Source organism: Pseudomonas sp. 2957 (genome assembly GCF_031456345.1).
GTDB classification, from domain to species: Bacteria; Pseudomonadota; Gammaproteobacteria; order Pseudomonadales; family Pseudomonadaceae; genus Aquipseudomonas; species Aquipseudomonas siliginis.
In genome coordinates this window covers 611,937-634,591 of record NZ_JAVDUL010000001.1, presented here as the reverse complement: position 1 = coordinate 634,591, position 22,655 = coordinate 611,937, and the positions used below count along the sequence as shown (strand labels likewise).

General features: G+C 60.4%; 25 protein-coding genes. All 25 read right to left on the bottom strand.

Features of this window, described 5'->3' with window-relative positions; translation table 11 throughout:
- Nucleotides 1-2: 2 nt before the first annotated feature.
- The 25 genes from fliR to J2Y39_RS02795 all read right to left on the bottom strand — a co-directional run bounded on the left by fliR (nucleotide 3) and on the right by J2Y39_RS02795 (nucleotide 22,560).
- Nucleotides 3-788, bottom strand: coding sequence for a flagellar biosynthetic protein FliR (gene fliR, locus J2Y39_RS02915; protein ID WP_016771066.1), 786 nt, complete (start codon nucleotides 786-788; stop codon nucleotides 3-5).
- Between the two features lie 3 nt (nucleotides 789-791).
- Nucleotides 792-1,061 (bottom strand): flagellar biosynthesis protein FliQ, encoded by a 270-nt coding sequence (gene fliQ / locus J2Y39_RS02910; protein ID WP_016771067.1) that lies wholly within the window; start codon nucleotides 1,059-1,061, stop codon nucleotides 792-794.
- Nucleotides 1,058-1,816 (bottom strand): flagellar type III secretion system pore protein FliP, encoded by a 759-nt coding sequence (gene fliP / locus J2Y39_RS02905; protein ID WP_016771068.1) that lies wholly within the window; start codon nucleotides 1,814-1,816, stop codon nucleotides 1,058-1,060. Before fliP ends, fliQ begins: the two co-directional genes overlap by 4 nt.
- A complete protein-coding gene (gene fliO / locus J2Y39_RS02900; RefSeq protein ID WP_016771069.1) occupies nucleotides 1,816-2,268 on the bottom strand; it encodes a flagellar biosynthetic protein FliO in 453 nt (150 codons plus the stop codon). The genes fliP and fliO overlap by 1 nt, the downstream gene beginning before the upstream one ends.
- A complete protein-coding gene (gene fliN, locus J2Y39_RS02895; RefSeq protein ID WP_016771070.1) occupies nucleotides 2,269-2,727 on the bottom strand; it encodes a flagellar motor switch protein FliN in 459 nt (152 codons plus the stop codon). It abuts the gene before it with no gap.
- Between the two features lie 55 nt (nucleotides 2,728-2,782).
- Complete coding sequence (gene fliM, locus J2Y39_RS02890) at nucleotides 2,783-3,751, bottom strand: flagellar motor switch protein FliM (RefSeq protein ID WP_003222890.1); 969 nt, start codon at nucleotides 3,749-3,751, stop codon at nucleotides 2,783-2,785.
- 9 nt (nucleotides 3,752-3,760) lie between these two features.
- Nucleotides 3,761-4,264 carry a flagellar basal body-associated protein FliL gene (fliL, locus tag J2Y39_RS02885; protein ID WP_016771071.1) on the bottom strand — a complete coding sequence of 168 codons (504 nt, stop codon included), beginning with the start codon at nucleotides 4,262-4,264 and terminating at the stop codon, nucleotides 3,761-3,763.
- Between the two features lie 338 nt (nucleotides 4,265-4,602).
- Nucleotides 4,603-5,970, bottom strand: coding sequence for a flagellar hook-length control protein FliK (locus tag J2Y39_RS02880; protein WP_310214969.1), 1,368 nt, complete (start codon nucleotides 5,968-5,970; stop codon nucleotides 4,603-4,605).
- Between the two features lie 105 nt (nucleotides 5,971-6,075).
- Complete coding sequence (locus J2Y39_RS02875) at nucleotides 6,076-6,423, bottom strand: Hpt domain-containing protein (protein ID WP_056783810.1); 348 nt, start codon at nucleotides 6,421-6,423, stop codon at nucleotides 6,076-6,078.
- 30 nt (nucleotides 6,424-6,453) lie between these two features.
- Entirely contained in the window at nucleotides 6,454-8,157 is a 1,704-nt protein-coding gene (locus tag J2Y39_RS02870) for a fused response regulator/phosphatase (RefSeq protein ID WP_150636660.1), read from the bottom strand.
- Nucleotides 8,158-8,162: 5 nt separating this feature from the next.
- Complete coding sequence (locus J2Y39_RS02865; RefSeq protein ID WP_056783805.1) at nucleotides 8,163-8,468, bottom strand: STAS domain-containing protein; 306 nt, start codon at nucleotides 8,466-8,468, stop codon at nucleotides 8,163-8,165.
- Between the two features lie 190 nt (nucleotides 8,469-8,658).
- Nucleotides 8,659-9,108 carry a flagellar export protein FliJ gene (gene fliJ, locus J2Y39_RS02860; protein WP_016771076.1) on the bottom strand — a complete coding sequence of 150 codons (450 nt, stop codon included), beginning with the start codon at nucleotides 9,106-9,108 and terminating at the stop codon, nucleotides 8,659-8,661.
- 6 nt (nucleotides 9,109-9,114) lie between these two features.
- Nucleotides 9,115-10,473, bottom strand: coding sequence for a flagellar protein export ATPase FliI (gene fliI / locus J2Y39_RS02855; RefSeq protein WP_016771077.1), 1,359 nt, complete (start codon nucleotides 10,471-10,473; stop codon nucleotides 9,115-9,117).
- Entirely contained in the window at nucleotides 10,463-11,269 is an 807-nt protein-coding gene (gene fliH, locus J2Y39_RS02850; RefSeq protein WP_041479018.1) for a flagellar assembly protein FliH, read from the bottom strand. Before fliH ends, fliI begins: the two co-directional genes overlap by 11 nt.
- 4 nt (nucleotides 11,270-11,273) lie before the next feature.
- Nucleotides 11,274-12,293, bottom strand: coding sequence for a flagellar motor switch protein FliG (fliG, locus tag J2Y39_RS02845; RefSeq protein WP_016771079.1), 1,020 nt, complete (start codon nucleotides 12,291-12,293; stop codon nucleotides 11,274-11,276).
- Nucleotides 12,286-14,073, bottom strand: a complete 1,788-nt coding sequence (gene fliF / locus J2Y39_RS02840) for a flagellar basal-body MS-ring/collar protein FliF (RefSeq protein ID WP_041479017.1) — start codon at nucleotides 14,071-14,073, stop codon at nucleotides 12,286-12,288. The genes fliG and fliF overlap by 8 nt, the downstream gene beginning before the upstream one ends.
- Before the next feature lie 14 nt (nucleotides 14,074-14,087).
- Complete coding sequence (gene fliE / locus J2Y39_RS02835) at nucleotides 14,088-14,417, bottom strand: flagellar hook-basal body complex protein FliE (protein ID WP_016771081.1); 330 nt, start codon at nucleotides 14,415-14,417, stop codon at nucleotides 14,088-14,090.
- A gap of 128 nt (nucleotides 14,418-14,545) precedes the next feature.
- Complete coding sequence (locus tag J2Y39_RS02830; RefSeq protein ID WP_310214957.1) at nucleotides 14,546-15,928, bottom strand: sigma-54 dependent transcriptional regulator; 1,383 nt, start codon at nucleotides 15,926-15,928, stop codon at nucleotides 14,546-14,548.
- Nucleotides 15,929-15,933: 5 nt separating this feature from the next.
- The gene (locus J2Y39_RS02825; protein WP_252887504.1) at nucleotides 15,934-17,145 is read right to left on the bottom strand and encodes a PAS domain-containing sensor histidine kinase; all 1,212 of its coding nucleotides are present in this window, start codon (nucleotides 17,143-17,145) and stop codon (nucleotides 15,934-15,936) included.
- Nucleotides 17,146-17,255: 110 nt separating this feature from the next.
- Nucleotides 17,256-18,731 carry a sigma-54 dependent transcriptional regulator gene (locus J2Y39_RS02820; RefSeq protein ID WP_041479014.1) on the bottom strand — a complete coding sequence of 492 codons (1,476 nt, stop codon included), beginning with the start codon at nucleotides 18,729-18,731 and terminating at the stop codon, nucleotides 17,256-17,258.
- Nucleotides 18,732-18,903: 172 nt separating this feature from the next.
- Nucleotides 18,904-19,200, bottom strand: a complete 297-nt coding sequence (locus J2Y39_RS02815; protein WP_016771085.1) for a hypothetical protein — start codon at nucleotides 19,198-19,200, stop codon at nucleotides 18,904-18,906.
- Nucleotides 19,201-19,211: 11 nt separating this feature from the next.
- Nucleotides 19,212-19,610, bottom strand: a complete 399-nt coding sequence (gene fliS, locus J2Y39_RS02810; RefSeq protein WP_041479013.1) for a flagellar export chaperone FliS — start codon at nucleotides 19,608-19,610, stop codon at nucleotides 19,212-19,214.
- Nucleotides 19,611-19,739: 129 nt separating this feature from the next.
- Nucleotides 19,740-21,188 carry a flagellar filament capping protein FliD gene (gene fliD / locus J2Y39_RS02805; RefSeq protein ID WP_041479012.1) on the bottom strand — a complete coding sequence of 483 codons (1,449 nt, stop codon included), beginning with the start codon at nucleotides 21,186-21,188 and terminating at the stop codon, nucleotides 19,740-19,742.
- An 82-nt stretch (nucleotides 21,189-21,270) separates the two neighbouring features.
- Nucleotides 21,271-21,627 carry a flagellar protein FlaG gene (locus J2Y39_RS02800; protein WP_041479011.1) on the bottom strand — a complete coding sequence of 119 codons (357 nt, stop codon included), beginning with the start codon at nucleotides 21,625-21,627 and terminating at the stop codon, nucleotides 21,271-21,273.
- A 72-nt stretch (nucleotides 21,628-21,699) separates the two neighbouring features.
- A complete protein-coding gene (locus J2Y39_RS02795) occupies nucleotides 21,700-22,560 on the bottom strand; it encodes a flagellin domain-containing protein (protein WP_016771090.1) in 861 nt (286 codons plus the stop codon).
- Between the last annotated feature and the right edge of the window lie 95 nt (nucleotides 22,561-22,655).

The window sequence follows — 22,655 nt, the reverse complement described above, 5'->3', positions numbered from 1 at the left end:
ACTCAGCGCGCCCGTGCCAGTTCACGTAGCAACTGCAAGGCCTCGCTGGCCAGCGGTTGATACTGGTTGAGAATGTCCGCCAGGCCCACCCAGACGATGAACAGGCCGAGCACCAGGGTCAGCGGAAAACCGATCGAGAAGATGTTCAGTTGCGGCGCGGCGCGGGTCATCACGCCGAAGGCGATGTTGACCACCAACAGTGCGGTGACGGCCGGCAACACCAGCAGCAATGCGGCGCCGAGGACCCAGCCGAGTTTGCCGGCCAGTTCCCAGTAATGCGCAACCATCAAACCGCCGCCGACCGGCAGCGTGGTGAAACTTTCAGTGAGGACTTCGAACACCACCAGATGGCCGTTCATCGACAGGAACAGCAACGTCACCAGCATGGTGAAGAACTGCCCGATCACCGCCACTGAAACGCCGTTGGTAGGGTCGATCATCGAGGCGAAGCCCATGCCCATCTGGATCGCAACAATCTGCCCGGCGACGGCGAAAGCCTGGAAGAACAGTTGCAGGGAAAAGCCGAGTACGGCGCCCACCAGAATCTGCTCGCCGATCAGCAACAGGCCGCTGAGATCGAGTGGGCTGACGGCGGGCATCGGCGGCAGCGCCGGGGTGATGACCACGGTGATCGCCACGGCGAAATACAGGCGCACGCGGCGCGGGATCAGGGTGGTGCCGAACACCGGCATGACCATCAGCATCGACGCCACGCGAAACAGCGGCAACATGAACGACGCCACCCAGGTGCTGATCTGGGTGTCGGTCAGCTGAAGCAACGATTGCATGGCTTAGCCGATGACCATCGGAATGTTTTTGTACAGCTGGATGATGTATTCCATGAACGTCTGCACGATCCACGGACCGCCGATGATCAGGGTCACCAGCATCACCAGCAGACGCGGCAGGAAGCTCAGGGTCTGTTCGTTGATCTGCGTGGCAGCCTGGAACATCGACACCAGCAGGCCGACCAGAAGGCTCGGCACCACCAGGATGGCGACCATCATGGTGGTCAGCCACAGGGCTTCACGAAAGATATCGACCGCGACTTCCGGCGTCATGGCGAAACACCTCCAAAACTGCTGGCCAGAGTACCGATGATCAGCGCCCAGCCATCGACCAGCACGAACAGCATGATCTTGAACGGCAGCGAGATGATCAGCGGCGAGAGCATCATCATACCCATGGCCATCAGCACGCTCGCCACGACGAGGTCGATGATCAGGAACGGAATGAAGATCATGAAGCCGATCTGGAAGGCGGTTTTAAGCTCGGAAGTCACGAACGCCGGCACCAGAATGGTCAACGGCGCCTGATCCGGGCTGGCAATGTCGGTGCGCTTGGACAGGCGCATGAACAGCTCCAGATCGCTGGTGCGGGTCTGCGCGAGCATGAAGTCCTTGATCGGCACCTGAGCCTTTTCCACCGCTTGCTGGGCGGTGAGGGTTTCCGCCAGATACGGTTGCAGCGCGTCGTTGTTCACCCGGTCGAACACCGGCGCCATGATGAACAGCGTCAGGAACAGCGCCATGCCGGTGAGGATCTGGTTCGACGGCGTCTGTTGCAGGCCGAGGGCCTGACGCAGGATCGAGAAGACGATGATGATCCGCGTGAAGCTGGTCATCAGGATGACCGCCGCTGGAATAAAGCTCAGCGCGGTCATGATCAGCAGGATCTGCAGACTGACCGAATATTCCTGCGCGCCGTCGGCATTAGTGCCCAGCGTGATCGCCGGGATAGACAACGGATCGGCGGCGAACGCCAGCGGCGCGGCCAGCAACAGGACCAGCGTCAAGACGATGCGGAGCGCACCCATTACTTCGTATCCTTCTGGTCCTTGCCAAGAATCTTCAGCAGATGCTGAGCAAATTCCGGCGTCGCTTTTTCACTGGCGGTGGGGACTTCGACCGGCTCTTTGAGCACGTGCAGCGCGGTGATGGTGCCGGGGCTGAGGCCGAGCAGAATCTGCTCGTTGCCGACCTGCACCAGCATCAAGCGGTCACGCGGACCGAGCGCGCGTGAGCCGATCAGCTCGATTACCTGGCCCTTGCCCGCTGGCCCCGCCTGCTGCACGCGGCGCAACAGCCAGGCGAGGAAAAAGATCAAACCCAGCACCAGCAGCAAACCGAACACCAGTTGCGTCAACTGACCGGCCACGCCGCTGTTGACCATTGGCGCGGTGGCGGCAGGCGCGGCAGTGGTTGCGCCCGGCTCGGCAGCCAGCACGCTCAACGGCCATGCCAGCAGCACCCAGAGAAACCTTTTCACTCAGCGCAGCTTCTTGATGCGTTCGCTTGGGCTGATCACGTCGGTCAGGCGGATGCCGAACTTCTCGTTGACCACCACTACTTCGCCGTGGGCGATCAAGGTGCCGTTGACCAGCACGTCGAGCGGCTCACCGGCCAGACGATCAAGCTCGATCACCGAACCCTGGTTGAGTTGCAGCAGGTTGCGGATGTTGATGTCGGTACTGCCGACTTCCATGGAAATCGACACCGGAATGTCGAGGATCACGTCCAGGTTCGGGCCGTCGAGGGTCACCGGATCATTGTTCTTCGGCACGCTGCCGAACTCTTCCATCGGCAGACGGTTGGAGCTGGAAGTGCCTGCGTCGGCAGCCAGCAGTGCATCGATGTCAGCCTGGCCGGCATCACCGGTTTCTTCCAGGGCCGCAGCCCATTCATCGGCCAGTGCCTGGTCGTCCTGCGCGTTCATATCGTCGTTCATCATGTGTCCTCGGCGGGCAACAATTCGGTTAAATACGGGGGTGGAAAGCGCCGCCTCAGCGACGCTCGATCGGCTCGATCACCTGCAACGCGAGGTTGCCTTTGTGCGAGCCCATCTTGACCTTGAAGGCCGGCACGCCGTTGGCGCGCATGATCATGTCTTCCGGCATCTCGACCGGGATCACATCCCCCGGTTGCATGTGCAGGATGTCGCGCAGCTTCAACTGGCGGCGGGCCACGGTGGCGCCGATCGGCACGTCGACATCGAGCACGTCCTGGCGCAGGGCGTTGACCCAGCGCTCGTCCTGATCGTCGAGGTCGGACTGGAAACCGGCGTCGAGCATCTCGCGCACCGGCTCGATCATCGAGTACGGCATGGTCACGTGCAGATCGCCGCCACCGCCATCGAGTTCGATGTGGAAGGTGGAGACCACAATCGCTTCGCTCGGGCCGACGATGTTGGCCATGGCCGGGTTCACTTCCGAGTTGATGTACTCGAAATTGACTTCCATGATCGCCTGCCAGGCTTCCTTCAGATCGACGAAAGCCTGCTCCAGCACCATGCGCACTACGCGCAGTTCGGTCGGGGTGAACTCACGCCCTTCGATCTTGGCGTGACGGCCGTCACCACCGAAGAAGTTGTCCACCAGCTTGAACACCAGTTTGGCGTCGAGGATGAACAGCGCGGTGCCGCGCAGCGGTTTGATCTTGACCAGGTTGAGGCTGGTCGGCACGTACAGCGAGTGCACGTATTCGCCGAACTTCATCACCTGCACGCCACCGACAGCCACGTCCGCCGAGCGGCGCAGCATGTTGAACATGCTGATGCGGGTGTAGCGGGCAAAGCGCTCGTTGATCATTTCCAGCGTCGGCATGCGTCCACGGACGATGCGATCCTGGCTGGTCAGGTCGTAGCTTTTGACACTGCCGGGTTCGGCAGCATTATCGGTCTGTACCAGACCATCATCGACGCCATGCAGCAGCGCATCGATTTCATCCTGGGACAGCAGATCCTGCACGGCCATGTCGTGTTCCTACTGCAGTACGAAATTAGTGAAAAGCAACTGTTCGATGACCACTTTGCCCAGTTCTTTCTGCGCCACTTCCTGGACGCTGGCGGTGGCCTTCTGGCGCAACATCTCCTGGCCGACCGGGGTCGCCAGTGTGGCGAAATCCTGACCGGAGAAGAGCATTACCAGGTTGTTGCGGATAACCGGCATGTGCACTTTGAGCGCGTCCAGATCGGCCTGATTACGCGCCAGCATGGTGATGCTCACCTGCATGTAGCGCTGACGGCCGTTCTGGTTGTAGTTGGCCACGAAGGCCGGCGCCATCGGCTCGAAAATCGCCGCCTGCTTGCCGACCGGCGCTGCTTCAGCGGCCTCGGCAGGCTTGCTCTGCGCGCCATGCATGAAGAACCAGGTCGCCCCGACGGATGCACCAATGGCCACCAGCAACGCCAGCACGATCACGATGATCAGCTTGAGTTTGCCTTTGGTTGCGGGGTCTTTTACTGCTGCAGCTTCGCTCTTCGCCATGCCAATAATCCGTCACTAATCGGGGGTTTCACAGTCGCACGGCAAGGCAAGAGCAAGTGTTATGCCAGAAGTGTCGGAGGTCGAGAACGACGCTAAAGTCAAAAGCACCCTCACCCCAGCCCTCTCCCGGAGGGAGAGGGGGCCGACCGAGATGTAATGGGGCTGGACATCGACCTGCACAACCGAGGTGATTGCAAGTTCAGGGCGGGAATCAACAGGTCGCCGAATGTCGAACGGATTCAGCGATGCTCGTTCAGGTCGGCGTAGTTCTTCAAGATTCCCCAATCGGTCCCCTCTCCCTCTGGGAGAGGGCTAGGGTGAGGGGGCTCTTGATTTGCTCAGGCGTAATAGTCGACCGCGCTGCTGCCAATTACGCTGGTAGTCTGCGCCGCCACTTCAGCGACAGTAGCCGGTGGCAATTCCTCATCCGCCGAATCCAAGCGGCCACCCGCAGCGCTGGTCCGGCCACTCTGCCCCTGCTGCGCCTGTTCCTGACCTTGCTGACCCTGCCAGCCACGGTTCTGGTCGGCGACATTGACATCCACCTGGCCCATGCCCTGCTGGTTGAACATGTCGCGCAGGCGGTGCATCTGGCTGTCGAGCGCTTCACGCACGCTCGGGTGCGCGCTCATGAAGGTGACCTGGGTCTGCTGATCGGGAACCATGTTCACGCGGATATCCAGACGCCCCAGCTCCGCCGGTTGCAACTGAATGTCGGCGGCCTTCAGGTTGACGCTGGACAGGTACATGACGCGGTTGACCACTTCTTCGGTCCAGCCGCTCTGGTGCATGGCGATCGGCTGATTCACCGGCAGCGCATTGGCGGTTTTCGGCGTAGCGGCCTGGGTCAGTGCCGCCAGACGGTTGGCGAAGTCATCGACGCGGGTGTCGCTGGTAGCCGATTTCAGATCCTTCAGACCATCGTCGATCAGCCCGCTGAAAGCTTGTTCGCCGCCTTGGCTGGTGCTGTCCTTGTCGGCCTGCACGTCGAGCATGCTGGCCATGCCGGCGGCAAAGTTCTGCGCGGCGGTCAATTCGCCGTCAGCCTGAGCTTGAGCAGGCGTGGCTTTCGGTTGCGCCTGACTGGCGGCGGAAATATGCCCGCCCTGCTCCATCGCCATGCGCACGGCCGGCATCGAGTCGAGCGGGTCGGCCGATGGATCGAAATCGCTGTCGGTTGCCGCCGGATCTTTGACCATGCCCGACACGACCGCCAGTGCAGGCGTTTCGGTTTCCGGCTGGGCTGGCGTGGCGACTGTTGGCGTTTGCACCACAGGCGCTGCCACCAACGGCTGAACGACTTGCGCCAAGGCCGGATCAAGGGCCGGGTCTACAGGCGCGGCATCGGCCACAGGGGTTTGTACGGTTTCAGTGGTGTCATCGGCAGTCGCTGTCGCGTCGTCGCTCGCCGCCGCTTTGTCGGCAGGCAACGCTTTGCCGCTATCGGCAACTGCTGGCTGGGGCGCGGCAGACTGCTCTTTGCCGATATCCTTTTTGCCGCTGCTGTCCGCGACCTTATCGCGTGCCGGCTTGACTGAATTGTCAGCGCTCACGGCGGGCTTGGCCGGCGCCTGATCGGCGAACACTTTGGCGAAGCTGGAGGCCTTGTCCCCGGCGTCTGCGGCCATTGCCGACGATTTGGCAGAGGCGGCTTGCGCCTTGGCCTGAGCGGCGGTCTGAAGAAGAATGTTGGGGGTCGCAGGCATGACACGGTCTCCGCTGCACTGGGATCGTAGGTACAGTTGAGCAAGTTGACTGCAAGTGCCGGGCCAGTTTGGCCAGACACTTGCGAAAAGCGCCGGACGGCAGCTTCAGTGGATGTGGGCGTGGTGCTTTTCGCTTTCGTACACCGGACGTACTTCGGCGAATTCAGAATGGATATCGGCGACTAGCTGAGCGAGCGCTTCCGGGCTTTTGTCCTTCGCGTTCGACTCCAGGTCCTGGCACAACTCGGCCAGTCGAACCGCGCCCATGTTGCTGGCGCTGCCCTTGAAGCTATGCGCTACATCGGAAAGCGCTTTGGCGCTGGTGCTGTCCTGCAACTCGTGCAGGCGGCTTTGCGAATCTGCCAGAAAAGTCTCCAGCAATTCCGTATAGCCGTCCTCCATCACCTCGCGCAAAGTATCGAGGACTTCGCGATTTACATGTGCGTCTGTCACTTGCTCACTCCTTGATCAAGAATGGGCGGATTATGCCTCAATCTCCCAGAAAAACTCCACGCTGGCACTACGACCTTGGTCCGACCAACTGGCGTTGCGCCCCAGCTGCCGGACCAGACCGATGCCGCGTCCCGACAAGCGGACGTTATCCACGGGCCTTTCCATGACCCGCGCCACATCAAACCCCTTGCCACTGTCATCGACACGAATGACCAGCCGCCCACCCTCGCCTTGCGGTTGCACCTGCAGATGCACGCGCACGAAACCGTCTTGCAGCGCCTCCAGCCGCGCCGCGCGCATTTCATAGTAGCGGGCGAAACCTGCCGCATCGCGTTTGAGGCTCGAGTCCAGCCCGAGCACGCCATGCTCCAGCCCATTGGAATACAACTCGGCGAGCACGCTGTACAGCGCCCCGCTTTGCGCGCGCAGGCCATGCACCTCAAGCAGCAACTGCAAGAGGAACGGCAACGGATTGAAGCGCCTGAGCGTGGCGCCGCGAAACTCGAAACTGGCCGACCAGTCCAGCGGGCACGACTGGCCACTGTCGGAATACACCGGCGCTGCGCCGTGGGCCTGCGCCGACTCAAGCAGACTGACTTCGACCATGCTTACGTCATCACGGGCCTGTCCGCGAAAATCGCGCAACGCCTGTTCGATATCCTCGAATAACCGATCCGGCTCACGGTTCGCCGCAAACACCTGCTGCAAGCGTTCGACGCCGAACAACTGGTCATTGGCATCGCAGGTATCGATCACCCCGTCCGATAACAGAAACACTCGATCATCGACGGCCATCGGATACACATCCGTACGGTCATCGAAGGCTTGCGCGCTGAGAATCCCAAGGGGCAAATGCCGCGCCGGCAAGGGAACACGCTCGCCGCTGGCCATGCGGTGCAGGTAACCGTCGGGCATGCCACCATTCCACACCTCCACCGAACGGCTCTGGAAACTCAGACTGAGCAAGGTGGCACAGCAGAACATGTCCACCGGCAGGATGCGCTTGAGCTTGGCGTTCATCTCGCGCAGGGTTTCGGCCAGGCCATAGCCCTTGGCGGTCATCCCATAAAACACTTCGGCCAGCGGCATCGCCCCCACCGCTGCCGGCAAGCCATGCCCGGTGAAATCGCCGAGCATGACGTGCATGTCACCGGCCGGCGTATACGCAGCGAGCAACAGATCGCCATTGAACAGGGCGTAAGGCGATTGCAGGTAACGGATGTTCGGCGCACTCAGGCACCCTGAATGCGCGACCTTGTCGAACACCGCTTTGGCCACGCGTTGTTCGTTGAGCAGATAGTCATGATGTTTCGCGATCAGATCGCGCTGCTGCAGGACCGTGGCCTGAAGGCGACGCAAGCGATCCATCGCCTTGATTTTGGCGGCAAGGATCACCTGGTTGTACGGCTTCGCCAGAAAATCGTCACCGCCAGCCTCCAGACAACGGGCCAGCGCTTCACTCTCGGTCAGCGAGGTGAGGAAGATGATCGGCACCAACGCTTCACCCGCCAGCGCCTTGATCTGCCGCGCCGCTTCGAAGCCGTCCATCACCGGCATCAGCGCGTCCATCAACACCAGATCGGGTTGTTGCTGCTGGAAGCATTCGACCGCCTCCGCACCATTGGCCGCCGTCAGCACCTGATGACCTTGACGGCGGACAATGGTCGACAGCAGCAGCCGGTCGGCGGCGCTGTCTTCGGCGATAAGAATGGTCAGCGGCTCTTGCGCCTGCATGGGCGTCAACTGATGTCGAAGAGTTTGTCGAAGTTGGAAATCGCGAGGATTTTCTTCACATCGGAGCTGCTGTTGACGACGCGGATATCCGAATTGTCGCCACCGGCGTGATCACGCAGCAGAAGCAACATGCCCAGCGCGGAGCTGTCGAGGTAAGTGGCCTCTTTGAGATCGACCACGATGGATTCGGGTTTGTGTGGGAGCCGTTCATACGACTCGCGAAATTCCTGATGGCGACCGAAATCGAACCGGCCTTTGACGGCGATCGTGAGCTTTTTCTGGTCTGGAGAGACTTCTGTAACGACTGACATTGACTGGCTTCCTTGTCATTGACGAACCTGTACAAGGTTTAGCACCTGGATAGGCTTGGGGCAAGGCGCAACAGTGGAACAAGTGTGGGAGCGAGCCTGCTCGCGAAGGCATTCTGTCAGTTGACTACAGGATTGACTGACACGGCGCTTTCGCGAGCAGGCTCGCTCCCACAGGGTTTGGCGGTGAGGTTTAGAAGGCATCACGCCTTGGCAACCGCTGCGACAGTTCATCGAGCAGCTTCTGCTCGCGCTTGTCTTCCAGGCGTTGCGCTTCATCACGATAGCGCTGCACCAGTTTGCGCAAACCCTCGACGCGGGCAAACGCCTGCTGCCACTCTTCACGAGCCTTGTCGAGCTTGTTCTGGTGCCAGACCAGGCTCTGCCGTTGCTGGTCGACGGCAGTATCGAGTTGCGCCAGGAAACCCTGAAAACCCAGCAGCCATTGCCCGGTGACGCCGGTGCTGCCACGGACGATCCACTGCTGCGAGTAATCCAGACGAAAGGCATTGAGGTCGGCCAGTTTGCTTTCGGCAACTTTGACCTGGCCCTGAAAGTAGGCGAGGCGCTGCACGGCGGCTTTCTCGGCCTTCTCGGCCATGTCCACCACCGGTGCCAGGCGCGCAGCGCGGCTGACGGCCATGGCCGGTTACCCGCCCGCCGCAGGGGCGAACAGGGTTTCCAGATAGGCCTGGCTTTCACCCAGATTGATTTTGTCGTTGAGGCCCTGGCGCTGATACCTGACCAATTGCGGCTGCAGGGAAATCGCCAGATCGGTCTCGCGATCACCACCGGCCACATAGGCACCGACGCTGATCAAATCACGGCTCTGCTGATAGCGCGACCAAAGCTGCTTGAAATACTGCGCGCGCTGCATGTGATCCGGCGAAACCACCGCCGGCATCACCCGGCTGATCGACGCTTCGATGTCGATCGCCGGATAGTGGCCTTCCTCGGCCAGGCGCCGCGACAGGACGATGTGGCCGTCGAGCACGCCACGCGCCGAGTCGGCAATCGGGTCCTGCTGGTCGTCGCCTTCGGACAGTACGGTGTAGAACGCCGTGATCGAGCCACCGCCCTTCTCCGCGTTACCGGCGCGCTCCACCAGTTTCGGCAGCTTGGCGAACACCGAGGGCGGATAGCCCTTGGTTGCTGGCGGTTCGCCGATGGCCAGCGCGATTTCGCGCTGGGCCTGGGCGAAACGGGTCAGCGAGTCCATCAGCAGCAGCACGTTCTTGCCCTTGTCGCGGAAATACTCGGCGATGCGCGTGCAATACATCGCCGCGCGCATACGCATCAGCGGTGCATCGTCTGCTGGCGAGGCAACCACTACCGAGCGTTTGAGGCCCTCTTCACCGAGGATGTGCTCGATGAATTCCTTAACTTCGCGGCCACGCTCACCGATCAGGCCGACGACGATGATGTCGGCTTCGGTGAAGCGGGTCATCATGCCCAACAGCACCGATTTACCGACACCGGTACCGGCGAACAGACCCAGACGCTGGCCACGGCCGACCGTCAGCAAACCGTTGATGCAACGGATGCCGACATCCAGCGGTACGCTGATCGGATCACGGTTGAGCGGGTTGATGGTCGGGCCGTCCATCGGCACCCAGTCTTCGGCCTTCATGCCACCCTTGCCGTCCAGCGCGCGGCCGGCACCGTCAAGAACACGGCCGAGCATGCTCATGCCCATCGGCAAACGACCGGTGTCGGCCAGCGGCACCACACGAGCGCCCGGGGCAATGCCGGCGACGCTGCCGACCGGCATCAGAAAGACTTTGCTGCCGGAAAAACCCATGACTTCCGCTTCCACCTGAGACGGATGGTAGCTGTCGTCATTGATCACCATGCAGCGGGTGCCCATGGCGGCGCGCAGGCCTTCGGCTTCGAGGGTCAGGCCAACCATGCGCAGCAGCCGACCTTCAAGGATCGGCGCGCCGGCAATCTCGGTGGCCTCGGCGTAGGTGCTCAGGCGCTTGGCGAAGCTGGTGCGTTCAAGGCGCATCGCTGGCGTCCGCGCGCGGCTCGTCAGAGTCGACAGCCGCTGGGGTGTCTTCAGGAATGTCCAGACTCAAGTCAGGCGCTGCCGGATGCAGAGCCTGCTCATGCAATTGGTCGAACAGCTTGGCCATGACCTGGGTCACCCGTGACTCGACGCTGGCGTCGATTCGGCTGTGCTCGGTTTCAACCCGGCAACCGCCCGGCAACAGCGACTCGTCCTCGACGATGCGCCAGGTTTCTTCGTGGCGTTCGCGCAGGGCTTTGACCTGGGCGAAATCCTGCGGATTAACGTACAGGCGCACGTTTTCCACGCCCAGCGGCAACAGCTTGAGGGCATCGCGCATGACGTGTTCGATCTGTGTCGAGTCGATGGCCAGTTCGCGCTTGATCACTTGTTTGGTGATGTGCTGCACGAGGTCGACCAGCGACTTTTCAATCTGGGTGTCTTGCTCGGCGATCGGTTCGAACAGGTTGGCCATCAGCAGCTCAAGGCTGGCGATTTTCGCCGCCAGCGCTGTTTCAGCCTCCTGACGCACCTTCAGCGTGGTGCTGTGAAAACCTTCCTTTTCACCAATGGCGAAGCCCTCGTTGTAAGCCTCCTGACGGATGCTTTCGAGTTCTTCCAGGGTCAGTGGCTGGACTTCTTCCAGCGGCACTTCTTCCATTTCCGGCGGTTCGGGTTCCGGCTCCGGCTCGGGTTCCGGTTTCGGCGGGTCGAAGCTGGGCAGCGCCCAGGATTCGAAGCCGCGAACATCACGGGCGCGGATCAGATCCGTCACAGACTCGTCAGGCTTATCCATGGGCTTAGATCATTTCCTCGCCGCCCTTGCCACCGAGCACGATCTCGCCGGCTTCGGCCATACGACGGGCAATAGTGAGGATCTCCTTCTGCGCGGTTTCGACGTCGCTGACGCGCACCGGGCCTTTCGCCTCGAGGTCGTCGCGCAACAGTTCGGCGGCACGCTTGGACATGTTCTTGAAGATTTTTTCCTTGACGCCCTCGTCCGAGCCTTTGAGGGCCAGCACCAGCACATCGGAAGAGACTTCGCGCAACAGCGCCTGAATGCCACGGTCGTCGACGTCGGCAAGGTTGTTGAACACGAACATGAGGTCTTCGATCTGACCGGACAGGTCTTCGTCGACTTCGCGGATCGAGTCCATGAGCTGGCCTTCGATCGAGCTGTCCAGGAAGTTCATGATGTCGGCCGCACGCTTGATGCCACCCAGGGTGGTGCGCGAGGCGTTCGAGTTGCCGGAGAACTGTTTCTCGAGAATCTGGTTGAGTTCTTTCAAGGCGGCCGGTTGCACGGTGTTCAACGACGAGACGCGCAGGATGATGTCCAGACGCACTTTATGGTCGAAGTTGCCGAGCACTTCACCGGCCTGATCCGGGTCGAGGTACGCGACCACGATTGCCTGGATCTGCGGGTGTTCGTAACGGATGACGTCAGCGACTGCGCGCGGCTCCATCCATTTCAGGCTGTCGAGGCCGCTGGTGTTGCCGCCGAGCAGGATGCGGTCGATCAGGCCGTTGGCCTTGTCTTCGCCCAGGGCCTGGGTGAGCATCTTGCGTACGTAGTCGTCGGATCCGACGCCGAGACTGGTCTGATCGCCGACGATGTCGACGAACTCGCTCATCACCTGCTCGACCTGTTCGCGATGGACGTTGCCCATCTGCGCCATGGCCACCCCGACGCGCTGAACCTCTTTGGGCCCCATGTGGCGCAACACTTGCGCAGCATCGGTCGAACCCAGGGACAGCAGCAGAATCGCGGCTTTGTCGACCTTGGTCAGTTTGACGGTGGCGGCTCGGTTATCACTCATCTGCGTTAATCCACTCTTTCACGACCTGAGCCACGCGACCCGGGTCTTCAGCTACCAGACTCTTGATTGCATTCAGCTGCGCGTCATAACCCTCGCTCGGGCTCGGCAACAGAATGCTCTGCGGACCACCGAGGCTCACGCGGTCGTTGGCCAGTTCGCCGTCCAGGCCGCCCATGCCACCGAGTTCCACGTCGCTGCCCAGACCGGCCAGCTCCTTGCCTTTGCCACCGCCGGTGATGTTGTTGAGCACCGGACGCAGCACACCAAACACCAGTACGAGGATGAACAGCACACCCAGCACTTGTTTGACGATGTCCCAGAACCATGGCTGGGAGTAGAACGGAATATCGGCAATCACTTCGCCGCGCTCGGCGGAGAACGGCATGTTGATCACGCTGACGCTGTCGCCACGGCTGGCGTCGAAACCGACCGCGTCCTGCACCAGGCGGGTAAAGCGCGCCAATTCGTCGGCGCTCCACGGCGCACGGCTGGTTTCACCGTTGGCCGGGTTGATCTTGACCTGATCGTCGACCACCACCGACACCGACAGGCGATTGAGACGGCCCTGCTGCTGCTTGGTGTGGCTGATCGAACGGTCGAGTTCGAAGTTCTTGGTCGATTGTTGACGCTTGTCCGCCGGGTACGGCGCGAGCATCGGCTGGCCGGTGGCCGGGTCCATGATCTGCTGGCCGTTGGCATCAACCAATGGCTGACCTGGCTGAATCATCCCGGCCGGTGCGGCGGTGCCACCGGTGGTCTGCGGCGCCGAGGCAGGCGACGGCGGCTGGTTGCTCAGGGCACCCGGCACACCTTGCGGGCCATTGCTGGCGGTACGTTGTTCGTTGACCGACTGCTCGCTGCGCAACGCCGGTTGGTCCGGGTTGAACTGCTCGGCGGTCGATTCGACGGCACTGAAATCGACGTCGGCGGAGACTTCAGCCTTGTAACGATCGTTGCCCAGTACCGGTTGCAGAATGTTGTGCACGCGCTGGGTGAGCATGCTTTCCATGCGGCGGCTGTAATCGAACTGCTTGCCGGCCATGGTCATTTCCGAGTTCTCCGCCTGATCGGAGAGCAGGTTGCCCTTCTGATCGACGACGGTGATCTGCGATTTGCTCAACTCGGGCACGGAAGTCGCCACCAGGTTGATGATCGCCACCACCTGACCCGGCTCCAGCGAACGCCCGCTGTACAGCTCGACCAGTACCGAAGCGCTCGGCTTGCGCTCGTCACGGACGAACACCGAACTCTTCGGAATGGCCAGGTGCACGCGAGCACCCTTTACGTTGTTCAAACTGGAAATGGTCCGCGCCAGTTCGCCTTCGAGGCCGCGACGATAACGGGTCGCTTCCATGAACTGGCTGGTACCCAGACCCTGTTCCTTGTCGAGGATTTCGAAACCGATGTTGCCGTCGCTGGGAGTGACACCAGCGGCAGCGAGTTTCATCCGCGCACGGGACAGGTCGTCGGCCTTGACCAGCAAGGCGCCGGAATTGGGTTCTACGTTGTAGGGAATGTCAGCGGCGGCCAGGGTTTCCATGACCTGCTTGGCGTCCATGCCGGCAAGGCTGCCGTACAGTGGACGGTAATCCGGCTGCTGCGACCACAGCACCACGGCAAAGCCAATCGCCACGCTCGCCGCCAGACCGACCAACAGGCCGACCTGACGCAGCACGGTCATCTGGGAAAGGTTTTCCAGAAAGGACAGGCCGAACAGCGGCGGTTTGCCGTCGATCGGGGTGGCCTTGGCCGGAACGTTATCAGCGACTGCTTCTGCCATGACTTATTTCGCCCTTAAACCGGCATCTGCATGATGTCTTGGTAAGCCTGGACCAGCTTGTTGCGCACCTGGGTCAGAGCCTGGAACGACACGCTGGCTTTTTGCGACGCAATCATGACGTCAGTCAGGTCGACACCGCTCTTGCCGATCTCGAACGCGTTGGCCAGTTGAGTCGACGCCTGCTGGGTATCGCTGACTTTATTGATCGCCTGACCGAGCATGTCGGAAAAGCTGCTGCCCGCGATTTCAGGGACAGCGGCAGTCGATTTACGCGCAGACATGGCATCCACTTTCATGGCCTGCATGTCCATCATCAACCGATTAAATTCAATACCTTGGCTCATGGTCTACTCTCTTGGGCGGCCCGCAATTTTTTGACACTCACTCGGCGGGTACACAGGTATTAGCAACAAGGGTGCCAGCTAGTGGGCACCCTCCTGAGAAAAGCATCTGGAATGTTTTGCAGCATCGATCAGGTGGCGAACAGATAACCTTCGACATCCATCCCGGCATCGCGCATTTGCGCCAGTTTGTAGCGCAGGGTGCGCGGGCTGATGCCGAGCTTTTCGGCAGCTTCCTTACGGCGGCCACGCTCGGCGCGCAGGGTGTCGATGATCATCTGAAACTCCCGGCGGCGCAGGTCATCGCCCAGCGCGCCGGAAGAATCCGCCTCGATTTCCACCTCGCGGATCACTGGTGCCGCGACCGGCAACGGCGCAAATGTCACCGCACCGCTCAGGCAAAAATCCTGCGGCTGAATCAAACCGCCCTGCTGCAGAATCAACGCGCGCTGAATGGCGTTGTCCAGTTCACGTACATTGCCTGGCCACGGATACGCGGTCAGGCAAGCTTGAGCTTCGGCGGACAGCTTCGCTGCTGCGTGCTTCATTTTATTGACGTGTTTGGCCAGCAACTTTTCCGCCAGCGGCAGGATATCGGCAGTGCGTTCGCGAAGTGGACGCCAAGCCAGAGGGAAAACCGACAAGCGGTAAAACAGGTCTTCGCGAAAACGCCCCGCCGCCACTTCGCCGGCCAGATCACGGTTGGTCGTGGCGACCACGCGAATGTCCAGAGTGATTGGCTTGCGCGCGCCCACTCGCTCCACTTCCCGCTCTTGCAGGACGCGCAGCAACTTGGCTTGCAGGCCCAGGGGCATTTCGGAAATTTCATCGAGCAGAATGGTGCCGCCGTCCGCTTGCTCGAACTTGCCAGCCTGCGAGGCTATAGCGCCAGTGAACGAACCTTTCTCATGACCGAACAGTGTCGCTTCGAGCATGTTGTCAGGGATCGCCGCGCAGTTGATTGCGATAAATGGCTGGCTCGCCCGCCGCGATTGCTGGTGGATATAGCGCGCCAGCACTTCTTTACCGGTGCCGGACTCGCCGGAGATGAGGACAGTCGAATCACTGCGCGCAACCCGCGCCGCCAACTCAAGCAACTGCGCACTGGCCGGTTCAACGGCGACAGGGCCTTCCGCTTCGCCAGCATCAATGCAGCCCAGCGCATGCCGCGCCACCAGATCGAGCAATGCCTTGGGCTCAAACGGCTTGACCAGATAATCCGCCGCGCCTTGGCGCATCGCATCGACCGCACGCTCGACGGCGCCGTGGGCGGTCATCAATAGCACCGGCAATTGCGGCTGGCGTGCGCGCAGCAACGCAAGCAATTGATGACCGTCCATGCCCGGCATGTTGACGTCGCTGACCACCAGGCTGAAAGCTTGCTGCGCGACGGCCGTCAGCGCTTCTTCGGCGCTGCCGACGGCGTGATAGTCGTGGCCGGCGAGCAGCAGCGTATCGGCCAGCGCCTCGCGCAACGAACGGTCATCCTCGACCAGCAACACCTTGATGCCCATGACGTTTATTCAACTCCTTGTGCAGCGGAAAACAGCGGCAGACTGACCTGCGCGCAAGTGCCGCGCCCGACTCGCGAACGCAGGGTCAATTCTCCCTGATGCGCACGGGCCACCGCTTTGACCACGGTCAGGCCGAGGCCGGTGCCGGTGACCTTGGTAGTAAAAAAAGGCTCGCCGAGGCGCGCCAAAACTGTCGGCTCAATGCCGCTGCCGCTGTCGCTGACACACAGACGCAGGGTGTTGCCTCTGGTGTAGCAATGCACTTTCAGGCGCGCTTCGCCAGCGCTGGCCTGAATGGCGTTTTCAATCAGATTCAGTAATGCGCCGACCAGTGTGTCGCGGTTGCACAGCAACTCACCGGCATGGCTGTCGCACTGCCAGCGGATCGGCAGGTCCTGCACATGGGTCAGCGCCGCAGCCTGCAGCGACTGCATCAAGGCACCGGGCGTGAGGCGGTCGGTCAGCGGCAATTCACCGCGAGCGAACACCAGCATGTCGCGCACTTGATGTTCGAGCTCGTGCAGACGCTCTTTCAGGCGGCCGGCAAAGCGTTGTTGGGTTTCCACTGGCAGTTGCTGTTCAGTCAAATGACTGGCGTAGAGCAAAGCGGCGGACAGCGGTGTGCGAATCTGGTGGGCCAAGGACGCGACCATCCGACCCAGCGAGGACAAACGCTCGTGCCGTGCCAGTTGATCCTGCAAGTGCCGGGTTTCTGTCAAGTCGTTGAGCAGCACCAACTGCCCCGGCTCGGCATCCAGCGAGCGGGTGGAAATCGACAGGCGTCGACCGTTTTTCAAGGAGATTTCATGACCGTCGTCTTCACGGGGAGCGAAGCAGCGCGCGATCACATGGCGCCAGAGTTCGCCCTCGAGTGGCGAGCCGAGCAGATCGATCGCGGCCGGATTGGCTTCGCGCACCAGACCGTGGCCGTCGATGACGATGACGCCGCCGGGCAACAGGTCGAGGAGGTTTTGCAGGCGATTGGCCAGGCGTTCTTTTTCCGCCAGTTCCTGCATGCGCTGGGCGCTGACCACGGCCAGCTCACCCTTGAGTTCGGTGACCCGCGCTTCGAGCAGGCTGTAGGAGTCGGTCAGCTGGCTCGACATCTGGTTGAACAGCTGGAAGGCCTGCTCAAGTCCCTGACGACTTGCCTGCTCTACGGACGAGGGTTGCCCCACGATATTGGAGGCAGAAGAGATCTGGGAGGCTTGGGGCATTGGGCTCTCTCGCTTGGCTGACCGTCAGTGAAACGGAACGTTGCGAGGGCTGTAGCAATACCCGTGCCTAAAAAAAACCGCTTATAAATGAAGCGCTTGAAAAACAGGCGTCAATCATCCGCCTGTTCATCTCCTCCGGCCCGGCTCATGCCGTACTTGCGCATCTTCTCGACCAAGGTTGTGCGACGGATGCGCAGACGCTCAGCGGCGCGTGCAACAATGCCATTGGCGTCGTCCAGCGCTTGCTGAATCAGGCCCTGCTCCAGGCCCCCGAGGTAATCCTTGAGGTCCAGACCTTCAGGCGGCAGCAGTGCATTGGCGCTGAAGTCCGGCGTATGGCCGTTGATGGCCACGCGTTCTTCCAGATCGCTGCGCAGGCTGTCGACCATCTGCTCGTCTTCGTCGTCGACGTAGCGGAATTTCTTCGGCAACTCGACCACGCCAATCACCCCGTACGGGTGCATGATCGCCATGCGCTCGACCAGGTTGGCCAGCTCGCGGACGTTGCCCGGCCAGCCGTGACGGCACAGCGACATGATCGCCGCCGAGTTGAAACGGATCGAACCGCGCTTCTCGTGCTCCATGCGCGAGATCAGTTCGTTCATCAGCAGCGGGATGTCTTCGACGCGCTCACGCAGTGGCGCCATCTCGATCGGGAACACGTTCAGGCGATAGTAGAGGTCTTCACGGAACGAGCCGATCTCGATCATGCTTTCGAGATTCTTGTGCGTTGCGGCAATGATGCGCACGTCGACGCTCTGGGTCTTGTTGCTACCCACGCGTTCGAAGGTGCGCTCTTGCAATACGCGCAGCAGCTTGACCTGCATTGGCAGCGGCATGTCGCCGATTTCGTCGAGAAACAGCGTGCCGCCGTTGGCCAGCTCAAAGCGCCCGGCACGGCTGGTGATCGCGCCAGTGAAGGCGCCCTTCTCGTGGCCGAACAGTTCGCTTTCCAGCAGTTCCGCCGGAATAGCGCCGCAGTTGACTGGTACGAATGGCGCGTCGCGGCGTTTGGAGTGATAGTGCAGGTTGCGCGCGACCACTTCCTTGCCGGTGCCGGACTCGCCGAGGATCAGCACGCTGGCGTCGGTGTCGGCCACTTGCTGCATCATCTGCCGGACGTGCTGAATCGCACGGCTGGTGCCGACAAGACTGCGGAAAAGATTGGGTTCGCGATGACGGCCGCGTTCGCGGGCTTGGTCGTACATTTCGCGATAGACCTGGGCGCGATGCAGCGAATCGAGCAATTTGCTGTAGCTGGGCGGCATTTCCAGGGTCGACAGCACGCGGCGACGCTGGTCTTCAGGCAGGTCAACGGAAGAATTATCGCCCATTAACAAAACCGGAAGGAACTCATCCCAGGTTGCGAGTGTCTTTAGCAAGCCCAAAAGCGCGCCAGGAGCATTAACGGTCCCGATCAGTACGCAAATGACTTCACGACTAGACGACAAAGAGCCGACTGCCTGCTGCCAGTCATGGCTGCCGCAGGGTAAATTTTCTTCGCCAAGAAAATTTAGAATCACCGCCAGGTCGCGGCGGCGGACGCTATCGTCATCGATCAGCAGAATTTTGGTTTCACGCCACATGCAATAGCAACTTCCCTAGTCAACTCAATGCCCGAAAAATAAGGCAAGCGAGACGCTTGCAGGACACCATGTGCCTGTAGACGCCCTAAATCTGATAATAGCCACTAGTTAAGTCAAAAAACCGTGCACAGTCAAATTTATGGCGCACATCTCTGGTTCAACTGACGGTTAATCAACCAAACAGATGGTAAACCTTTGCAGCCTTTTGCGCTTGGGTGATCTGCGACATCTCGTTGGCTATCGCCTGCCGCTCGCCCATTGCCACCTCGAGAAGCTCTTTGTAGACGAATAGCAGCTCTTCAAGGTTATCGCGCAACGCAACTTCGTCCAGCGAAGCTTCCGCCATGACGTCTTCCATGCAGGAACGGCAAGCCAGATCCAGCTCGCCGATGGCTTCCCAGTTTCGTTCGGCCAATGCTCCGACCAACGCTTCACGGGTATCGGCAATTCGCTGCAATACAAGACTCATGGTGATCTCCTTCAGAACTGCGGAGCCGGCACGGGCGCGATGGCGTCCCAACCTTCTTTGACCGTGGTCAGCAGGCCGGCGACTTCGTCGAGTACACGGGGATCGCTGCTGATGTTCGCCTCGGCGAGGCGCTTCATCATGTAGATGTACAGGCCATCCAGATCGGCCAGTGCCTCTGCATTGTTTTCAAGGTCGAGACCTTCACGCAGGCCACTGACAATGCCGATGGCCTTGCTGATCGCCGTGCACTTGCCGGGAATATCCTTGCGCTCAATGGCGCCCTTGGCCTGCGCAATCCGGGCCAGGCCACCTTCCATCAACATTTGCACCAGGCGGTGCGGGCTCGCTTCGGACGTCTGCGCATGGGCGCCGACTTTCTGGTACTGCCGAAGGGCTAACATCGGGTTCATGTTCTACCTCATTGCCACGCTGACTCGTATAACCAGTGTATCGCCAACCGGTCCGAAAACTTTAGATCAAAAGACAAAAACCCGGCGCACGCCGATAAAGCGTAGCCGGGTTTTTGTCGTTACTGACTGTTACTTCGCCGACTGCTGAGCGTTCAGCGAGCTGAAGAACGACGTGATGTTGCTCGCCGTTGCCTTCATCTGCCCTACCAGCAAGTCCATGGCGTTGTACTTGGCGGTCAATGTCGACGTCAGGTTGGCAACCCGCAGATCCAGCGCCGCCTGCTGCTTCTGCAAGCCGCTCGTCAGACTCGCCAGGTTGGAGCTGCGCTGATCCAGCAGCCCACCGGTCTTGACGTACGGATCAACCGCCGCAGTCATACGCGCCAACAGACCATTCTTGGCATCGGTGCCGCTGAAGAGCTGCTGAACCTGGCCAGCCATGCCTGGGATTTCCATACGCTTGTTGAACACTGCAGTATCGAGCGTCAGCAAACCGGTTTTACTGTCAGTCAACACACCCATCTGTGAAAGCACGGACAATTGGCCTGCTCCGCCCGCCCCTGGATCTGTCAACTGAGCGCGCACGTCCGCCATCAACGAACGCGGCAGAGCGTCACCAGTGAACGCCGCCGAAACGGTCAGATTGCCATCGGCATCCGGCGTTGCCTTGGACAAGGTGTCGATGGTTTTCTTCAGGGTGTTATAGGAATCGATGAACGATTGCAGCGATGTCTGGATGCCGGCGGTATTGGTCGCAACCGATACAGTAGCCGGCGTTGGCACGCCGCCCACGACGGGACTCGCAGTGACCAGATTCAGCGTCATGCCGCTGATCGCACCGGTAACGGTGTTGGTCTTGCTGGTAACGGCCAGTCCGTCGATGGTCAGGCTCGCGTCCTTGGCCACATCACCGACCGCACCGGATGCCCCTGCCGCAGGACTGTCACCCATCTTCTGGGTGCCATCGATCTCGAGACCGGCGATACCGCTGACCTGCAGGTCCATGCCGGCGCCCGTCTTGTTGGAGCTCAGTACCAGACGCGAGGCGCCGGTACTGTCAGTCACGATGTTCGCGGAAATGCCATTGCTGGACTGCGCGGTGTTGATCGCATCGCGCGTGGACTGCAAGGTGGCATTGGCCGGAATCGCGACATTGTAATCAATGCCATTCTGACTGATTTTCAGAGTACCACTCGGAATGGCACTGGCGGCCCCGCCGGCAAAGGCGGCACTGGCAACTTTGGAGCCGGTGGCCAGGTTTTTCACGACTACGCTGTAAGTACCCGGCACGGCGGTTTTATCCGAAGTGGCACCGACGACAGTTGGCGCATCCGAGGTTGCAGTAAAACCGGCAAACGCCGGGCTTGTTGCCTTGTTCAGATCACCCATCGCTTTCTGATAGGCCGCCAATGCACTTTTCAGCGAACCAACGCCGGAAATCTTCAGGCTGTTGCTTTTGGTCGCGGTATCGATCTGCGTCTGCTTGGCAGACTTGTCGGCGTTGACCAGCGCGGTCACGATCGCGCCGATGTCCAGGCCGGAACCCAGTCCGGAACCCGGTAGAATTGGACTTGCCATGTGCATCTCCCTTCAGATTGCTGCCATTCTTTTGACCGTTACACGCGTCCTGAGAACGAACAAACACTATTCATGCCATTTATCAGACCTTGGCGTCGAACAATACATGACTTGCATTGGCGAGGCTGTCGGCCAGTTTGAGGGCTTCGGCGGAAGGAATCTGTCGAACGACTTCACCCGTCTCGCTCGCGATCACCTTGACGATGACCTTGCCGGAATGCTCGTCAATCGAGAACTCCAGATTACGCTTGATCGACTGGACGAACTTTTCGATCTCTTGCACCGCCAGCTTCAACTTGGCGCCGTCCGAATCCTGATCCTTGGCAGCGACCGGTGCTTCAGTCTTTTGGACTTTAGGCAGCTCTGACGGTTTGTCAGCAACCGGTGTCACTGGCTTGGGAGCCGGATAAGACACGTTAAGCTTTACGCTCATGTCCATGCCCATCACCTCTTAACGTAAAAAAGCGAGAGAGCACGACAAGCGCACTCCCCCGCTTAAACTTGTTCCGGATTACTGAAGCAGCTTCAGTACAGCGGAAGGCAGTTGGTTGGCTTGAGCCAGTACGGAGGTCGAAGCTTGCTGCAGAGTCTGCTGCTTGGTCAGGTTAGCAGTTTCTGCGGCGAAGTCGGTGTCCTGTACACGACCCTGAGCAGCGGTGGTGTTTTCAGTGATGTTCTGCAGGTTGGAGATGGTGCTGGTCAGACGGTTTTGCGAAGCACCCAGGCTGGCACGGGTTGCACCGATTGCAGCGATAGCGGCGTCGATTGCAGTGATCGCGTTGTCGATGTTCTGCGAAGCAGAACCAGCACCAGTACCCGAAGTACCGGTCAGAACTACAGTACCGCTACCTACCGACAGGCTGACGGCGTCGAACTTGGAGCTCAGTACCAGGTCGATGTGGTTAGCCGAACCGGTGTTTGCGCCAACTTGCAGGGTCACAGTACCAGCCGAACCGTCCAGCAGGTTTTTGCCGTTCAGGTTGGTAGCAGCCGAGATACGGGTGATTTCGTCAGACATCTGAGCGAATTCAGCGTTGGTAGCGGTCTGGTCAGCGGTGCCGTTGGTACCGTTACGAGCTTTAACAGCCAGTTCACGCATACGCTGCAGGATGTCGGTCGAAGCTTGCAGAGCGCCTTCAGCGGTCTGGGCAACGGAGATACCGTCGTTGGCGTTCTGGATGGCCTGGGTGTTACCGCGGATCTGCGAGGACATACGGTTGGAGATCTGCAGGCCAGCGGCGTCGTCTTTGGCGCTGTTGATTTTCAGGCCGGAAGACAGGCGCTGCATCGAGGTGGACAGAGCGTCGGAAGCGCGGTTCAGGTTTTTCTGAACGTTCAACGATGTGGTGTTGGTGTTTACTGTTAAAGCCATGACGAATTCCTCGTTGGTTGGGTACTGCGGCTTCCGGCCCTGGCAACCGCCGGGTATGGCCTAGAGAACCTTCGTAATAGTTATCGTCGGGTTTG

What these genes read in the sequence shown, in the direction of transcription:
- fliR (WP_016771066.1), bottom strand. Translation starts at nt 788, where the DNA reads ATGCAATCGTTGCTTCAGCTGACCGACACCCAGATCAGCACCTGGGTG.
- fliQ (WP_016771067.1), bottom strand. Translation starts at nt 1,061, where the DNA reads ATGACGCCGGAAGTCGCGGTCGATATCTTTCGTGAAGCCCTGTGGCTG.
- fliP (WP_016771068.1), bottom strand. Translation starts at nt 1,816, where the DNA reads ATGGGTGCGCTCCGCATCGTCTTGACGCTGGTCCTGTTGCTGGCCGCG.
- fliN (WP_016771070.1), bottom strand. Translation starts at nt 2,727, where the DNA reads ATGAACGACGATATGAACGCGCAGGACGACCAGGCACTGGCCGATGAA.
- fliM (WP_003222890.1), bottom strand. Translation starts at nt 3,751, where the DNA reads ATGGCCGTGCAGGATCTGCTGTCCCAGGATGAAATCGATGCGCTGCTG.
- fliL (WP_016771071.1), bottom strand. Translation starts at nt 4,264, where the DNA reads ATGGCGAAGAGCGAAGCTGCAGCAGTAAAAGACCCCGCAACCAAAGGC.
- J2Y39_RS02880 (WP_310214969.1), bottom strand. Translation starts at nt 5,970, where the DNA reads ATGCCTGCGACCCCCAACATTCTTCTTCAGACCGCCGCTCAGGCCAAG.
- J2Y39_RS02870 (WP_150636660.1), bottom strand. Translation starts at nt 8,157, where the DNA reads ATGCAGGCGCAAGAGCCGCTGACCATTCTTATCGCCGAAGACAGCGCC.
- J2Y39_RS02865 (WP_056783805.1), bottom strand. Translation starts at nt 8,468, where the DNA reads ATGTCAGTCGTTACAGAAGTCTCTCCAGACCAGAAAAAGCTCACGATC.
- fliJ (WP_016771076.1), bottom strand. Translation starts at nt 9,108, where the DNA reads ATGGCCGTCAGCCGCGCTGCGCGCCTGGCACCGGTGGTGGACATGGCC.
- fliI (WP_016771077.1), bottom strand. Translation starts at nt 10,473, where the DNA reads ATGCGCCTTGAACGCACCAGCTTCGCCAAGCGCCTGAGCACCTACGCC.
- fliH (WP_041479018.1), bottom strand. Translation starts at nt 11,269, where the DNA reads ATGGATAAGCCTGACGAGTCTGTGACGGATCTGATCCGCGCCCGTGAT.
- fliG (WP_016771079.1), bottom strand. Translation starts at nt 12,293, where the DNA reads ATGAGTGATAACCGAGCCGCCACCGTCAAACTGACCAAGGTCGACAAA.
- fliF (WP_041479017.1), bottom strand. Translation starts at nt 14,073, where the DNA reads ATGGCAGAAGCAGTCGCTGATAACGTTCCGGCCAAGGCCACCCCGATC.
- fliE (WP_016771081.1), bottom strand. Translation starts at nt 14,417, where the DNA reads ATGAGCCAAGGTATTGAATTTAATCGGTTGATGATGGACATGCAGGCC.
- J2Y39_RS02830 (WP_310214957.1), bottom strand. Translation starts at nt 15,928, where the DNA reads ATGGGCATCAAGGTGTTGCTGGTCGAGGATGACCGTTCGTTGCGCGAG.
- J2Y39_RS02825 (WP_252887504.1), bottom strand. Translation starts at nt 17,145, where the DNA reads ATGCCCCAAGCCTCCCAGATCTCTTCTGCCTCCAATATCGTGGGGCAA.
- J2Y39_RS02820 (WP_041479014.1), bottom strand. Translation starts at nt 18,731, where the DNA reads ATGTGGCGTGAAACCAAAATTCTGCTGATCGATGACGATAGCGTCCGC.
- J2Y39_RS02815 (WP_016771085.1), bottom strand. Translation starts at nt 19,200, where the DNA reads ATGAGTCTTGTATTGCAGCGAATTGCCGATACCCGTGAAGCGTTGGTC.
- fliS (WP_041479013.1), bottom strand. Translation starts at nt 19,610, where the DNA reads ATGAACCCGATGTTAGCCCTTCGGCAGTACCAGAAAGTCGGCGCCCAT.
- fliD (WP_041479012.1), bottom strand. Translation starts at nt 21,188, where the DNA reads ATGGCAAGTCCAATTCTACCGGGTTCCGGACTGGGTTCCGGCCTGGAC.
- J2Y39_RS02800 (WP_041479011.1), bottom strand. Translation starts at nt 21,627, where the DNA reads ATGGACATGAGCGTAAAGCTTAACGTGTCTTATCCGGCTCCCAAGCCA.
- J2Y39_RS02795 (WP_016771090.1), bottom strand. Translation starts at nt 22,560, where the DNA reads ATGGCTTTAACAGTAAACACCAACACCACATCGTTGAACGTTCAGAAA.